We start from the raw sequence: 13,585 nt of genomic DNA, 5'->3' as shown, positions 1-13,585 counted from the left end.
GAATCGGCCGGAAGTCATCCGCGAGCCGGGTGCTCGGGTCGAGTGTTCAGGCCAGCGCCTGGACCATGGCCTGTTCCAGCGAGCGCTCCGGATCGCGACGGATCTCGTCCAGTTCGCTCCTGTCCCAGCTTCGGCGCAGCCTTCCCTCGACCAGCAGCAGCGCGCGGTCGATGAACCGCTCGGCGACGTCGAGCGAATGCGTGGCCAGCAGCACGGTCGTGCCGCGCTCGCGACACAGCGCCTGCAGATGGTGCTTGAGGACGTAGGCGCTGGCCGGGTCCAGGCCGTTGAGGGGCTCGTCGAGCACCAGCAGCGCCGGCTCGCCCAACAGGCCAAGGGCAACGCCGAGCTTCTGTCGCATGCCCAGCGAGTACTCGGCCACCGGGTGATCGAGCATCGATGTCAGCGAAAGCGCGTCGCAGAGCACCTGCGTGCTGTCGGGAACGCCGTGCAAGCCACGCGCGCCGGCGAACAGCTGCAGGCATTCGCGGCCGGTCAGCAATTCCGGCAGGCGGACCGGGTCGACGGTCATGCCCAGTTGCCGCTTCGCCATCAGCGGATCCGCCGCCAGGTCGATTCCATTGATCCGGATCTGCCCGCTGCGCGGCGCCAGCACGCCCGACAGGCACTGCAACAGTGTGGTCTTGCCGGCGCCATTGGGGCCGATCAGCGCAACGAACTCGCCGCGGAGCAACTGCATCTCGACGCCGTCCAGCACCGGACGCCGCACGTAGCCGAAGCAAACCTGATCCAGATGCAGGATGGGGGTCATGGCGAGCGCCGGTGAAGTAGAAGGAGAAAACGCAGCGCGGGAAGCGACAGCACGGTCAGGGCGACACACCAAGCCGTCATCAGTCCAGTCACCGCGCCGCACAGGCAGGCTCCGGCCAATGCCCACGACAGCGCGCAGGCCAGGGCGAAAGCGGGATAACGCAAAGCCGCACCTAGAAGCCGCCGACGTGGCGCCGGAGCAGCCTGCAACAGTCGGATCGACTCCCCCGTGACTCCCACAGCGGCGCGCAGCACGACAGCCATCCATGCCGCTGACAGCACCATCAGCAACAGCCCGAGGACCGTCGAAGGCGCGACGCCGGCCGGCATCGCCAGCAGCAGCACGCCAGCGAGCCAGGCATTTCCGCCTTGCCGCCAGCGCGACAGCGCGGTGCGCCGTTGCCAGTCGAACAGCCAGGGCAGGCGCGGGTCACCGAGTCCGGTGAGCGTCAGAACCGCCTGGCGGCGCCCGCTCGCCAATCGTGAACCCGATGCACGCGTTCGCGCGGGCAAGCCGATCAGTCCCAGTGCGGTGCCCATGCCGACGCCGGCAGAAACCACGATCAGTGCTGCGCCGATCAGATCAAAGCGCTGTGCAACGGTTGCGACGAGGGTCAATGCAGCCGTGCATGCGAACAGCACCATCAGCGCCAGACCGATGCCGAACACGAGTAACGCCTGGCGCGACTGGTGCGGCGGCACGGGCGCTGCGGCCCACCAGCCGGTGTGCAATTCATGCGCGAGTACCAGCACCCGGCGTCGCAAGCCCATGCCGACCAGCATCGCCAGCAGCAGCGCGATCGTCACCGGCCAGCGCGCGACCGTGCTCAGGCTCGCCTCGGCGGCGGCCACGGGTATGGGACCGAAGCTGGCGGCGCTGGCGACGATCGGCAAGAGGACCAACAGACCCAGCAACACCAGCGCCGGAACACGCAGCCACCGCACGACCGGCTGCCGCGACCAGGACAGGCGTTGTTCGGCGAACCAGGGATGCCAGCTCACGGAACCATGGCCGAGACTCAGCCGTCCGCCAGCGCTGCCAACGCCGCATGCCGTGCGTGCAGTGCCGCCGTATCGAACAGCGGCACGCTGGCATCGTCATCGCCGACCAGCAGTCCGATCTCGGTGCAGCCCAGGATCACACCCTGCGCGCCGCGCGCGACCAGGTCGGCGATGATCCGGCGGTACTGCTGGCGTGACTCATCGCGGACCTGGCCCAGGCACAGTTCGTCATAGATCACGCGGTGGACGATGCCGCGGTCGTCGGCGTCCGGCACCAGTACCTCCAGGCCGTGGCCGACCAGGCGCTGGCGGTAGAAGTCCTGTTCCATCGTGAAGCGGGTGCCGAGCAGGCCGACGCGCTGCAGCCCCCGGGCGCGGATCTCGCCGGCGGTGGCGTCGGCGATGTGCAGCAACGGCAGGCCGCTGGCGGCTTCCACGGCGTCGGCGACCTTGTGCATGGTGTTGGTGCAGATCACCAGCAGGTCGGCGCCGCCGGCACGCAGCGCGCGGGCGGCGTCGGCCAGCACCTGGCCGGCCGTGTCCCAGTCGCCGCTCATCTGCAGGCGTTCGATCTCGGCGAAGTCGACGCTGTACAGGATCAGCCGCGCCGAATGCAGGCCGCCCAATTCCTGCTTCACGGTCTGGTTGATCAACCGGTAGTACGGCACGGTCGATTCCCAGCTCATGCCGCCGATCAGGCCCAGCGTTTTCATTTCGCGTGCGCCTCCGGCTTGGCGGCGGCCTGGCGGCCGAAGCGCTCGCCGAAGAAGTCGCCGCTGTTCCAGGCCGGACGCTGCGGCGCGTCGGCGATCAGGCTGCCGATGCGGGCATTGAGCCGGGCCAGTCGCGCCGCGTCGCCGTACTGGATCGGCTGATTGATGTCGTCGCCGGGCTGGTGGTAACGCTGGCGCAGGAATTCCTCCTGGATCTTCTGCGCGCCCTCGCCTTTGTAGCCACCATCCAGGTACACCGCCGGCACGCCGGCGCGGATGAAGGCGTACTGGTCGCTGCGCACGAACACCACCTCTTCCGGCGACGGATCCGGCGACAGGTCGACGCCGACTTCCTTGGCCGCCTGCTGCACCAATGCCTGCAGGCTGGAGTGTTCGATGCCGATCGGCACCACGTCGGCGGTCGGCGCCAGCAGCATCGGCATGTCCATGTTGACGTTGGCCACCAGCGACTCGCGCGGCACGGTCGGATTGCGCGCGAACCACTCCGCGCCAAGCAGGCCCTTCTCCTCGGCGGTCACGGCGACGAACAGCAGCGAACGCTGCGTCGGTTCCGGCGAATGCACGAGGCGGTTGGCGGCCTCCAGCATCACCGCGATGCCGAGCGCGTTGTCGAGCGCGCCGTTGTAGATCGCGTCGCCGTTGACCGGCGCGCCGATGCCGACGTGGTCGAGGTGGGCACTGAACACCACGTACTCGGACTTCTTCGCCGCGTCCGTGCCGTCGATGCGGGCGACGACATTGCGCGAGTCCACCGGGGTGATCTGCGTACGCGCGGCCAGCTTGACCTTGCCCGGCAGGTCGAACGCGCGCAGCTTGCCATCACGCAGTTCCTGGAACAGGCCCTTGGCCGTGCGGCCATTGGCCGACAACAGGGCATCGGCGCTGGCGGCACTCACGCTGGCGGCCACCTTCAGCTGCGGCCAGGTGTCGATGCCCATGCCGTCGCTGCCGCGCAGGCGCATGCCCGGGCGGTTCCAGTTGCTGGCCGCGCGCGCCCACGGCCGCTTCTTCTCGTCCTCGTCGCTCTGCACCACGATCACGCCGACGGCGCCGCGGCGGACCAGTTCCTCGGCCTTGGTGCGGCTGGAGGAATAGAAGGCGCGGCGATCATTGTCGAAGCGCGCCGGCGCACCGTTGAACAGCACCGCAACCTTGCCCTTGACGTCGACCCCGGCGAAATCGTCCTGGTCAAGCTCCGGTGCATGCACGCCCTGCCCCACGAACACCGCCTGCGCCTCCACGTGCGCATCGGCCTGGTTGTAGTTGACGTTCGGCAGGAACTGCTCGCGGAACACCAGCGCGCGGCTGCGGCCGTCGCGGTTGATCACCAGCTCGTTGCCTTCGGCCTGGATCACGCCACGCAGCATCGGCACGCGCTGGAAATAGCTGCCTTCGTCGCCGGCCGGTGCCAGTCCCGTTGCGCGCATGCGCTGGGCGACATACAGCGAGGCCAGGTCGTAGCCGCGCGTACCGGCCTCGCGGCCTTCGAGCAGGTCGTCGGCGAGGAAGCGCACGTCGGCCTCGATGCGGCGCGCGTCGGCGCCGGCCGAGGCGTCATAGGTTTCCCTGGCTTGCTTCTTCTGGGCGACAGGCGCGGTTGTTTCACGCTGGCAGGCAACAAGCAACAGGGCGAGGCTGAGCAACGCGGCAGTGCGCATGTCCGGTTCCGGTTCCCGAGGTCAGGGCGCGAAGCTAGCACCGCGGGCCTGTCGGGCCAAATGCCGACCGGGCTATGCTCGGCCGCACCGGAGGACCGCCATGACGTCAGTTGCAGCTTCCCTGCCCGCCCACGACATCGCGCAGCCACCCGCGCGCGGCGAGGCCTGGGGACTGATCGGTCTGGTCGTCGGCGTCCTGCTCTGGTCGGCCATCGCGCCCAAGGACCGGCTGACCTGGTTCATGGAAGTGGTGTGGGTGATCGTCGGCCTGCCGGTGGTGATGCTGGCCTGGGGACGCCTTCCCCTGACACGACTGCTGTGCTGGCTGCTCGCCGCGCACGCGCTGGTGCTGATCTACGGCGGCGCCTACACCTACGCCGAAACACCGCTGGGATTCTGGTTGCGCGACCTGTTCGGTTTCTCGCGCAATCCCTGGGACCGGGTTGGCCATCTGATGCAGGGCTTCGTCCCGGTGATCCTCGCCCGCGAGCTGCTGCTGCGCTGCACGCCGCTGCGTCGTGGCGGTTGGCTGGTCTACCTGGTGCTGGCGGCGGCGCTGAGCTTCAGCGCGTTGTTTGAACTGATCGAATGGTGGGCTGCGCTGCTGTTCGGTGCCGACGCCGATGCGTTCCTTGCCACCCAGGGCGATGTCTGGGACACGCAGTGGGACATGTTCCTGTGCCTGTGCGGGGCGATCGCGTCGCTGCTGTTGTGGTCGCGGCTGCACGACCGCCAGCTCGGGCGCTGACCCCCGCTCCTTGACAGTTACGGCTCCTGGCGCGGAGGAAAGCGCAGCACCGTGCCGTGCTGCTGGTCCGGGCGATTCCACAGCACCGGCACTTCACGCGGGCTGGGCGGCTCCAGATCGGCGTTCGCGAGTTGGTCGACGGCCGGCACCATCGAGTCTTCCTCGTCTTCCCAGCTGTAGCGCTTGCGCGGCGGCAACGGATCAGCCCGTCGCAGCAGCCACGCCGCCAGCACGCCGGCCGCGGCGCCGCCCAGGTGGGCCTGCCAGGACACGCCCGGCTCGCGCGGCAGGATCGTCAACAGCATGCCGCCGTAGAACATGAAGGCGAGCATCGCCGCGGCAATGCTGGCGCGGTCGCGGCGCAGCAGGCCGAGCACGAACACCAGGAACATCAGGCCATGGCTGAGGCCGCTGGCGCCGAGATGATGCGAGCCGGGATCGCCGAGCAGCCACGCACCGAGGCCGGAACCCACCCAGATCAGAGGCAGCGCCCGCAGCGTGGCGCGCGGGTACAGGCCGCCGGCAAGCGTGCCGAGCATCAGCAGTGCGATCGAGTTCGCCGCCAGGTGCTCGAACGAGCCGTGCAACAGCGGCGCGGCCAGTACACCGAGCAGTCCCTGGATCGACCAGGGCTGCACGGTCCAGGCCGCCACGTCGAAATGGCCCTGGGCGCTGAACACCGCCGCCAGCACCAGCACGAAGGCCAGGCTGAGGTTGAAGGCGCGCAGCCAGCGGCGCTTGTCGGCCTTGCGTTGGGCCGGGGTGTCGGGGACGGCTTCGGGCGTGGGCAGGTGCATGTTGAGCAGATTGATCCGGCTGGCGGCGAAAACAAGCCGGTCGCCACGGGCTTCAATGTCCCGATCCTCCGCACGGGGCCTCATTTGCCAAGCAGTGGACACCCCCACCCCGTAAAATGCCCCGATGAACGCCCCCTACCCCGCTGTACGCCTCAAGAACGCCTGGAAATCCACCCACCCCTGGATCTTCCAGCGCCTGGTCGAAAAGCCCGCGCAGAAACCCAAGCCCGGCACGATCGTCGATGTCTACGGGGTCGAGGGCGACTGGATCGGCCGCGGCTTCTACAACGGCCACTCGCGCATCGCCGTGCGCATCCTGGAAACCAACCCCGACGTCGAGGTCGACGCCGGCTGGTTCGCGCGCAAGATCGCCGAGGCCGTCTCGCTGCGTCGCGACGTGCTCAAGCTCGACGCGGTCAGCGACGCCTGGCGCGTGTGCCACAGCGAAGGCGACGGCCTGTCGGGCCTGGTCGTGGACCGCTACGGCGACCTGCTGGTGGTGGAGTTCTTCAGCGCCGGCATGTTCCGCCACCGCGAATGGATCTACGACGCGCTCAAGGCGCAGTTCCCGGGCTGCCGCTTCTACAGCTTCGCCGACGAGCACGTGCAGAAGCAGGAAAGCTTCGACTTCCGCGGCAGCGAGCCGGTGCAGCCGGAAGTGATCACCGAATACGGCATCAAGTTCCGCGCCGACCCGGCCGGCGCCCACAAGACCGGCTTCTTCGCCGACCAGCGCGAGAACCGCGAGTGGCTGTCGCAGCAGGTCGAAGGCAAGAGCGTCCTCGACCTGTGCTGCAACACCGGCGGCTTCGCCGTATACGCCGCGGCGCGTGGCGCCAATGAGGTCATCGGCGTGGACATCGACGCCGACGTGATCGAGATCGCCAAAGCCAACGGCAAGCTCAACAACGTCCGCCCGCGCTTCATCCAGGCCGACATCTTCCCGTGGCTGCGCGATGCCGGCATCCGCGGCGACAAGTACGACGTGGTCATCCTCGACCCTGCCAAGATGACCCGCGACCGCGAGCAGGTGATCCCGGCGCTGAAGAAGTACCTGGACATGAACAAGCTCGCCATGGGCGTGGTCAAGCCGGGCGGCTTGTTCGCGACGTTCTCGTGCACCGGCCTGGTCAGCGAGGAGCAGTTCCTCGACATGCTGCGCCGTGCCGCGTACTACGCCGGCCGCACCGTGCAGGTGCTGAAGGTGGCCGGCGCCGGCGCCGACCATCCGTGGCTGGCGCAGGTGCAGGAGTCGCGTTACCTCAAGGCCGTGTTCTGCCGCGTGGTCGACTGACCTGCCCCGTGATCCCCGCGAAGGCGGGGATCATCCATGGAGGCACTCTCCGTCGCCTGTCGGCGACGGCCAGGGTTCTCAGGCAATGAGACCGGACCGGCTAGACTGACGCCATGCCCGATCCGTCCCTGCTGCTGCTCGTCCTGCTCGTCGCGGTGATCACCGCGATCGTCCTCCTCGTCATCCTGTTGCTGCGCAAGCCCGAAGGCCAGTTCGACCGCCTCGAGCATGCCCTGCGCGAGGAACAGCGCGACGGCCGCGGCGAACTGCGCCAGCAGCTCGACAGCCTGTCGATGCAGCAGGAACAGCGCATCGAAGGCTTCGCCACGCGACTGAACGATGCCGCGGCGCGCACCGACCAGCGCCTGGAAGACCTGCGCGAAGCGCTGACCGAAGACGCGCGCAAGGCTCGCAGCGAGACGGCGCTCGCGCTGAAGGATTTCGCCACCGCCCTCGACACCCGGGTCGGCGAACTGACCCGCAACAACGAAGCGCGCATGGGCGAGATGCGCACCACGCTGGAAGCCCGGCTGCGGGAACTGCAGGCAGACAACTCCGCCAAGCTCGAACAGATGCGCGCCACCGTCGACGAGAAGCTGCACGCGACGCTGGAAACCCGCCTCAGCGAAAGCTTCGGCCACGTCACCCAGATGCTGGCGCAGGTGCACCAGGGCCTGGGCGACATGAACAAGCTCGCCGCCGACGTGGGCGGCCTGCAGCGCGTGCTGACCAACGTGAAGTCGCGCGGCGTGTTCGGTGAAGTGCAGCTGGCCGGCCTGCTCGAGCAGGTATTCGCACCCGACCAGTACGCCTCCAACGTCGCCACCATCCCCGACAGCAGCGAACGCGTCGAATTCGCCGTGCGTTTTCCCGGCTCGTCCGGCGACGCGCCGGTGTGGTTGCCGATCGACGCCAAGTTCCCGCGCGAAGACTACGAGCGCCTGCTCGACGCGCAGGAGCGCGGCGAGCCGGAACTGGCGCGCGCTGCCGGCGATGCACTGGAACGACGCGTCCGCCATGAAGCCGCGCGCATCCGCGAGAAGTACATCGCGGTACCGCACACCACCGAGTTCGGAATCCTGTTCCTGCCGACCGAAGGCCTGTACGCCGAAGTGCTGCGCCGCCCGGGCCTGGTCGATGCCTTGCAGCGCGACGTCCGCATCGCCGTCGCCGGCCCGACCACGTTGCTGGCGCTGATGACCAGCTTCCAGATGGGCTTTCGCACGCTGGCGATCGAGAAGCGCTCGAGCGAGGTCTGGCAGACCCTGGGCGCGGTCAAGACCGAGTTCGCGAAGTTCGGCACCGTCCTCGACGGCGTCAAGAAGAAGCTCGACGAAGCCAGCAACAAGATCGAGGAAACCGGCCGCCGCACGCGCGTGCTGACCCGCAAGCTGCGCGACGTCGAAGCCCTGCCGGCCGAGGAAAGCCTGCGCCTGATCGGTCCGGACATCGAAGACCAGACCGACGATTGAGCCGCGTGCGCCCTACCCCACCGTCCTCCCGGCAAACGCCGGGACCCAGGCTGACAGCGCCGACGGTCGCAGCGCTCCTGATGATCACCGCCTTGTCAGTGTGGCCACTGCTGACAGGCGCCGCATGGATCGAATCGGAACTCCCTGGCGGATTGCCCGCGGGTAATGCACTGGCCGCACTGAGCCTGTGCGCGCTGGCCGCCGTGCCGGTTGCGATGAGCGTGCCGGGCACCGCGCTCAGGCGCGCATCGCTGGCCGTGCTGATTGCAGCAGCGGCGTGGCTGCCGATATCCATTGCCCTCGCCGGCAACCTGGCCCTGAACTTCGCGGGCGATCGCGGCGGCATATGGTTGATGGTGACGCTCGCCGTGATCGTCGGCGTGGCAGGAACATTGCTTTGGGCGTCGATCGCCGCCGCTGCGGCGATCTACCGGCGCTGGATGTCGAAGTGAGCGCGGCTGGGGTATGGCGCTGCGAAATGCGGATCGCTCGCTCTGCGAGCGGGCTGATCGTCAGATCAGCCACATCCGCTCAGCCACCATCCGCTGGCATGACCGGCAATGCATCCACCGGCACCTGCGGATTGCTGTCGTCCTGCAGGTAGTCCGGCAGCGTGTCGGTCTCGTCGCCGTTCAATCGGTCGCCCTGGATCTGGTAGTCGCGGCGCTGCATCCACGCATCACGCACCAGCGTGTAATCGTCCTCGGCACCTTCGCGGAAACTGTCGGTGGCCAGCAGCTGCGAGCGCACGTCGACCAGCTGCAGGCCCTGCAGCGGAATGCGGATGTTGTCGGCCTCGACCTGGCGTAGCGGGCTCAGCGGCGCATCGCCGAAAAGACCCAGCGTGTCGCGCACGGTGCGCGGTCCGAACAGCGGCAGCTCGAAGTAACGCGAACTCTTCCAGCCCCACACGCCGAGCGTCTGGCCGAAGTCCTCGCCGCGATTGGGCAGCTTGGCGTCGGAGGCCGGGTCGAAGATGCCGCCAATGCCCAGCGTGGTGTTGAGGACGAAGCGTCCCAGCGACTGCCCTGCCTGCTTGGGCTTGCCCTGCAGCAGTGCATTGACCGCGGACACCGGCTGGCCGAGGTTGTTGAAGAAGTTGCTTATGCCCAGACGAAAGGGACGCGGTACCACCTTGACGTAACCGCGCGCCAGTGGCCGCGCGACGCCGCGGTCGACGGCGTTGTTGAAGCGGTGCATCTTGCGGTTGTACTTCTCCCACGGGTCATAGACCGTCGGCATCGTCGCCGGCGTGGGCAGGTTCGGATCGGCATAGCCTTCGTCCGGCGTGCCGTACAGGGCGTCGTAGTCGCGCTCGGCCTGGGTGCGCTCGTCACTCGGCGGCACCGGCGTCGGCTCGGTTTGCGGGTGTGGTTCGGGCGTGGGCTGCTCGACCGGAGTGGTCGGCGTCGGCTCACTCGGCACCGGCGTTGCCGGTTCGGGAGTCGTGGGCTCGGGAGTCGTCGGCGTCGCGGGCTGCTCCGGCGTCGTCACCGGTTGCCCGTCGATGCTCGCCTTCACGCACGCGCGCGCCTTGGCCGCATCGTCACCGGCTTCCTTCATGCAGCGCTCGAACTCCTCGCGCTGCTGGCCCGACAACGGGCGCGTGAGGATCTGTGCGTGGCCGAACAACGGCACGCAGGCGAGCGCTAAAGCGATAAGGGGTGCGTGGGGGCGCATGGGTCGCAGTGTAGAGGCTCAGGGGGAGGCACGGCCCGGCACCGGCGTGACCGTGGCCGGAACGCAGTGTTCGTACGGCTCAGCCGGCGAAGGCCAGTGCTTCGTCGAGGCGGTAGGCGGCGCGCAGTTCGGCCAGTCCCGGCGGATCGCCATTGACCTGGGCTATCGAACTGCGGGCGCACAGCTCCGAGAGCAGCGCCAGTCCGGCGCTGTCGACCCGGCTGACAGCGCTCAGATCGATCCGGCGAAGGCCCGGTCCGAGCGTGCGCAGCTGTGCCCACAGCGATGCAACCGCGGCGCGCTCGAGCGCGCCGCTGAAGGCGAGGGTGTCACCGTCCTGGCGGACCGTCGCGGTGGTCATGCTCAGTTGCTGCTGGCGGCCGCCTGCAGCCTGCCCGCCTTGATGTCGGCGGCCACCTGCGGGATCGACTTCTGCTTGAGCGGGGTATCGAACTGGTTGCGGAACGTCTGCACGAAGCTGACGCCCTCGACCATCACGTCGAACACCTTCCACTGCGTGCCGACCTTGCGCATCAGGTAGTCGACCGGCACGGCCTCGTTGCCCTGGCGCAGGTACTCGCTCGATACCTTGACGATGGCGCCGCCGCGGATCGGCGTCTCCGACTTCACACGCACCTTGAGTTTGGTGTTGAGGTCGAGCAGGGACGAGCCGTAGCGCTGCATCAGGCTGTCGGCGAGCGCATCGGCGAACACCTTCACGTCGGCGTCGGAGGCGCCGCGGCCGTGCACGCCCAGCACCAGGCGGGCGGAGTAGTCGCGGTCGAAGATATTGTCGAATTCGCTGGCGATGAACTGGCGCAGCGCGCCGCGATCCTTGCTGAATTCAGCGCGGCGGCTTTCCAGCGTGGCCAGGATGCGGGTGCTGTTGCTGAGCACCAGTGCGCTCGGCGAACCGGCCGGAGCGGTGCTGCCGGCGGCGGGCGCGGCGGCGGGCGCGGCCTGCGCCAGCACCGCGGCGGGCGCTGCCACGGCCAGGGCACCGGCAATCACGAGGGAGAGAATGCGGTTGGACTGGGTCATTTGGTCTTGGTCTCGTCCGTGGGGGCGGCATCGCCCTTCAGGTAGTCGGGAACGTCAGCAGAGGGTTCTGCGGCTTGGCCGGCATTGTCGGCGGGCTTGGCGCCACCGCCGCTGAACATGTATTTGCCGACCAGCTGGATCAGGTCGACCGCGGACTGGGTCAGGTAGATCTCGTCGCCGGGCTTGAGCGAGTCAGGATCTCCGCCAGGTGCGAGATTGATGTAGCTCTCGCCCAGCAGGCCGCTGGTGAGGATGCTGGCGGCGGTATCGGCCGGCAGCTTGTCGTAGCGCTTGTTCACCGCCAAGGGTCACAACGGTGTCGAACTTGACGGGATCCACGTCGATCTTGTCGACATGTCCGACTGCCACGCCGCCGATCTTGATCGGGGCGTTCGGCCGAAGTGCGCCGATCGTCGAGAAACGTGCGGTCAACGGGTAGGTATCGCTGCGAAGGCCCCAGCGGCCGTTGGTGGAGGCCAGGGCCAGAACCAGCAGCGAGCCCAGGGCCAGCAACAGGAAGGCGCCGACGGCAAATTCGATACGGGGGGCGCGGATGCTCATCGATGGGTACTCATTAAAGTGCGTCGCCTCAACGGGGCATGCTTAGCGAAACAGGAAGGCATGACGAAATTGAACATCAGCACCAGCAGGGAGGCATTCACCACCGCGCGGGTGGTGGCGACCGAGGTGCCTTCGATGGTCGGTTCGGCGTGGAAGCCGACATAGGAAGCAACCAGCGCGGCGGTGCCGCCGAACACGGCCGACTTCACCAGCGCCATCAGGAAGTCGTCGACAAAATCGACGCTATCCTTCAAAACCTGCCAGAACGTGCCGGCATCGAGCCCGATCACGTGCACCGACTCGAAGTAGCTGGCGCTGATCGCGAAGCTGCAGAAGAAGCCGGTCAGCAGCGGCACGCACAGCACCGCCGCCCAGAAGCGCGGCGCCACGGCCTTGCCTACCGGGTCGATCGCCATCAGGCCTAGGGCGGTGATCTGGTCGGTGGCGCGCATCAGGCCCAGTTCGGCGGCAATGGAGCTGCCGGCGCGGCCGATGAAGAGCAGCGCGGTCAGTACCGGGCCCAGCTCGCGGTACATGCCCAGGCCGAGCAGGGCGCTGACCTGGGCGGTCGCGCCGTAGGTCTCGAGCGCGCGGTAGCCCAGCAATGTCACGGAAAGACCGACGAATGCACCGCCAACGGCGATGATCGGCAGCGAACGTGCGCCGATCTTGTAAATCTCGCGGACCAGCTCCCTGAAGAAGTCGGGGGTCGGCTTTGACGCCCGGAACACCGACAACGAGAACAGGCCGGCGCGGCCGAGCGAGCGGGTCGCGGCTACGAAAGGCATCAGCAAATCTCCATCGACTGCGGGCGCATCATGCCGCCTCCGTCGCGCGCGGCGCGGCGTCGAACGCGATCGGACCATCCGGCTCGCCCTTGAGGAACTGGCGGACGAGCGGGTCGTCGCTCGCTTCCAGCTGGGCGGGGGTACCGGAGAACACGATGCCGCCATTGGCGATGACGATGGCATGGTCGGCCACCGGCAGGGTTTCGTGGACGTGGTGGGTGACCACGATGCTGGTCAGGCCGAGCGTGTCGTTGAGACGACGCACCAGCGCCATGACCACGCCGCTGGCGATCGGATCCAGTCCGGTCAGCGGCTCGTCGTAGATCATCAGCGGCGGGTCCAGCGCCAGCGCGCGCGCCAGGGCGACGCGACGGGCCATGCCGCCGGACAGTTCGCGCGGGTAAGCGTCGGCTGCGGCGCGCAGGCCGACCGCATGCAGCTTCATCAGCACCAGCTGGCGGATCACCGGCTCGGGCAGGTTGGTGTGGGCGCGGATCGGCAGCGCGACGTTCTCGGCCGCGGTGAGGTCGGTCAGCAGGCCATTGCCCTGCAGCAGCACGCCGATGCCCTTGCGCAACTCGAGCAGTGCGCGCCGGCCTTGCGGAACTGCCTGACCGAACACTTCGACCGTGCCCGCGGCAGGCGCGAGCTCGCCGGTCAGTGCCGCCAGCAACGTCGACTTGCCGCTGCCGGACGGACCGAGCACTGCGACGATGCTGCCGCGCGGAACGTCGAGGTTGATGTCGTGCAGCACCGTGCGTCCGCCGCGATCGAGGCGGAGCTGGTTGAGGCGGACGATGGGGCCTTCGTTGCTCATGCGCGGGGGTGCATTCCGGAACTGCCGTGCAGCGGATCGGCAGTGTCGCCGGAGATGGCTGAACGGGAAGCGGGACGGGCATTGTGGCAGGTTCGGCCGGGATGCTCGACCGGCTCTGGGGCAGGGGGTCGCAAAAACGCAAAGTCGCCGACACGCCGCACGTTGCCCACCGACATGTCGCCCTGGTCCGTCTCAGCGCGTGCGTCGCTGCTCCGGCAAGAT

14 protein-coding genes and 1 pseudogene are annotated in these 13,585 nt (G+C 68.2%); 4 read left to right on the top strand and 11 right to left on the bottom strand.

Annotated features, from left to right (window positions below; genetic code table 11):
• Positions 1 to 46: 46 nt before the first annotated feature.
• The 4 genes from HIV01_RS13780 to HIV01_RS13765 form a co-directional block, all read right to left on the bottom strand.
• Positions 47 to 772, bottom strand: a complete 726-nt coding sequence (locus HIV01_RS13780) for an ABC transporter ATP-binding protein (protein WP_200607987.1) — start codon at positions 770 to 772, stop codon at positions 47 to 49.
• On the bottom strand, positions 769 to 1,716 hold the full coding sequence (locus tag HIV01_RS13775; RefSeq protein ID WP_207526970.1) for a hypothetical protein: 948 nt from the start codon (positions 1,714 to 1,716) through the stop codon (positions 769 to 771). The genes HIV01_RS13780 and HIV01_RS13775 overlap by 4 nt, the downstream gene beginning before the upstream one ends.
• A 74-nt stretch (positions 1,717 to 1,790) precedes the next feature.
• Entirely contained in the window at positions 1,791 to 2,486 is a 696-nt protein-coding gene (locus HIV01_RS13770; protein WP_200607984.1) for an aspartate/glutamate racemase family protein, read from the bottom strand.
• Entirely contained in the window at positions 2,483 to 4,165 is a 1,683-nt protein-coding gene (locus HIV01_RS13765; RefSeq protein WP_200607982.1) for a M28 family metallopeptidase, read from the bottom strand. Before HIV01_RS13765 ends, HIV01_RS13770 begins: the two co-directional genes overlap by 4 nt.
• A 100-nt stretch (positions 4,166 to 4,265) precedes the next feature.
• Between HIV01_RS13765 and HIV01_RS13760 the strand changes: the two genes are divergently transcribed.
• Complete coding sequence (locus HIV01_RS13760) at positions 4,266 to 4,913, top strand: DUF2238 domain-containing protein (RefSeq protein ID WP_200607980.1); 648 nt, start codon at positions 4,266 to 4,268, stop codon at positions 4,911 to 4,913.
• A gap of 17 nt (positions 4,914 to 4,930) precedes the next feature.
• Here the strand turns inward: HIV01_RS13760 and HIV01_RS13755 are convergent, their stop codons facing one another.
• Positions 4,931 to 5,710, bottom strand: coding sequence for a rhomboid family intramembrane serine protease (locus tag HIV01_RS13755; protein ID WP_200608584.1), 780 nt, complete (start codon positions 5,708 to 5,710; stop codon positions 4,931 to 4,933).
• Between the two features lie 124 nt (positions 5,711 to 5,834).
• Between HIV01_RS13755 and HIV01_RS13750 the strand changes: the two genes are divergently transcribed.
• The 3 genes from HIV01_RS13750 (at position 5,835) to HIV01_RS13740 (ending at position 8,928) form a co-directional block, all read left to right on the top strand.
• Positions 5,835 to 7,004, top strand: coding sequence for a class I SAM-dependent rRNA methyltransferase (locus tag HIV01_RS13750; protein WP_200607978.1), 1,170 nt, complete (start codon positions 5,835 to 5,837; stop codon positions 7,002 to 7,004).
• A 113-nt stretch (positions 7,005 to 7,117) separates the two neighbouring features.
• On the top strand, positions 7,118 to 8,476 hold the full coding sequence (locus HIV01_RS13745; protein WP_200607977.1) for a DNA recombination protein RmuC: 1,359 nt from the start codon (positions 7,118 to 7,120) through the stop codon (positions 8,474 to 8,476).
• 80 nt (positions 8,477 to 8,556) lie between these two features.
• On the top strand, positions 8,557 to 8,928 hold the full coding sequence (locus HIV01_RS13740; protein WP_200607975.1) for a hypothetical protein: 372 nt from the start codon (positions 8,557 to 8,559) through the stop codon (positions 8,926 to 8,928).
• Between the two features lie 79 nt (positions 8,929 to 9,007).
• On the opposite strand, the gene HIV01_RS18180 is transcribed toward HIV01_RS13740, so the two are convergent.
• The 6 genes and pseudogenes from HIV01_RS18180 to HIV01_RS13710 form a co-directional block, all read right to left on the bottom strand.
• The gene (locus HIV01_RS18180; protein ID WP_425600285.1) at positions 9,008 to 10,039 is read right to left on the bottom strand and encodes an MlaA family lipoprotein; all 1,032 of its coding nucleotides are present in this window, start codon (positions 10,037 to 10,039) and stop codon (positions 9,008 to 9,010) included.
• 196 nt (positions 10,040 to 10,235) lie between these two features.
• Positions 10,236 to 10,517, bottom strand: a complete 282-nt coding sequence (locus tag HIV01_RS13730; protein WP_200607973.1) for an STAS domain-containing protein — start codon at positions 10,515 to 10,517, stop codon at positions 10,236 to 10,238.
• Positions 10,518 to 10,519: 2 nt separating this feature from the next.
• The gene (locus tag HIV01_RS13725) at positions 10,520 to 11,197 is read right to left on the bottom strand and encodes an MlaC/ttg2D family ABC transporter substrate-binding protein (RefSeq protein ID WP_200607971.1); all 678 of its coding nucleotides are present in this window, start codon (positions 11,195 to 11,197) and stop codon (positions 10,520 to 10,522) included.
• A pseudogene (gene mlaD / locus HIV01_RS13720) lies at positions 11,194 to 11,758 on the bottom strand (outer membrane lipid asymmetry maintenance protein MlaD). The gene HIV01_RS13725 and the pseudogene mlaD overlap by 4 nt, the downstream one beginning before the upstream one ends.
• Positions 11,755 to 12,546 carry an MlaE family lipid ABC transporter permease subunit gene (locus HIV01_RS13715; RefSeq protein WP_207526969.1) on the bottom strand — a complete coding sequence of 264 codons (792 nt, stop codon included), beginning with the start codon at positions 12,544 to 12,546 and terminating at the stop codon, positions 11,755 to 11,757. The pseudogene mlaD and the gene HIV01_RS13715 overlap by 4 nt, the downstream one beginning before the upstream one ends.
• 28 nt (positions 12,547 to 12,574) lie before the next feature.
• Positions 12,575 to 13,363 carry an ABC transporter ATP-binding protein gene (locus tag HIV01_RS13710; RefSeq protein WP_200607966.1) on the bottom strand — a complete coding sequence of 263 codons (789 nt, stop codon included), beginning with the start codon at positions 13,361 to 13,363 and terminating at the stop codon, positions 12,575 to 12,577.
• Between the last annotated feature and the right edge of the window lie 222 nt (positions 13,364 to 13,585).

The sequence above is a fragment of the Lysobacter arenosi genome, assembly GCF_016613475.2.
GTDB classification, from domain to species: domain Bacteria; phylum Pseudomonadota; class Gammaproteobacteria; order Xanthomonadales; family Xanthomonadaceae; genus Lysobacter_J; species Lysobacter_J arenosi.
This window is presented reverse-complemented; position numbering and strand designations above follow the sequence as displayed.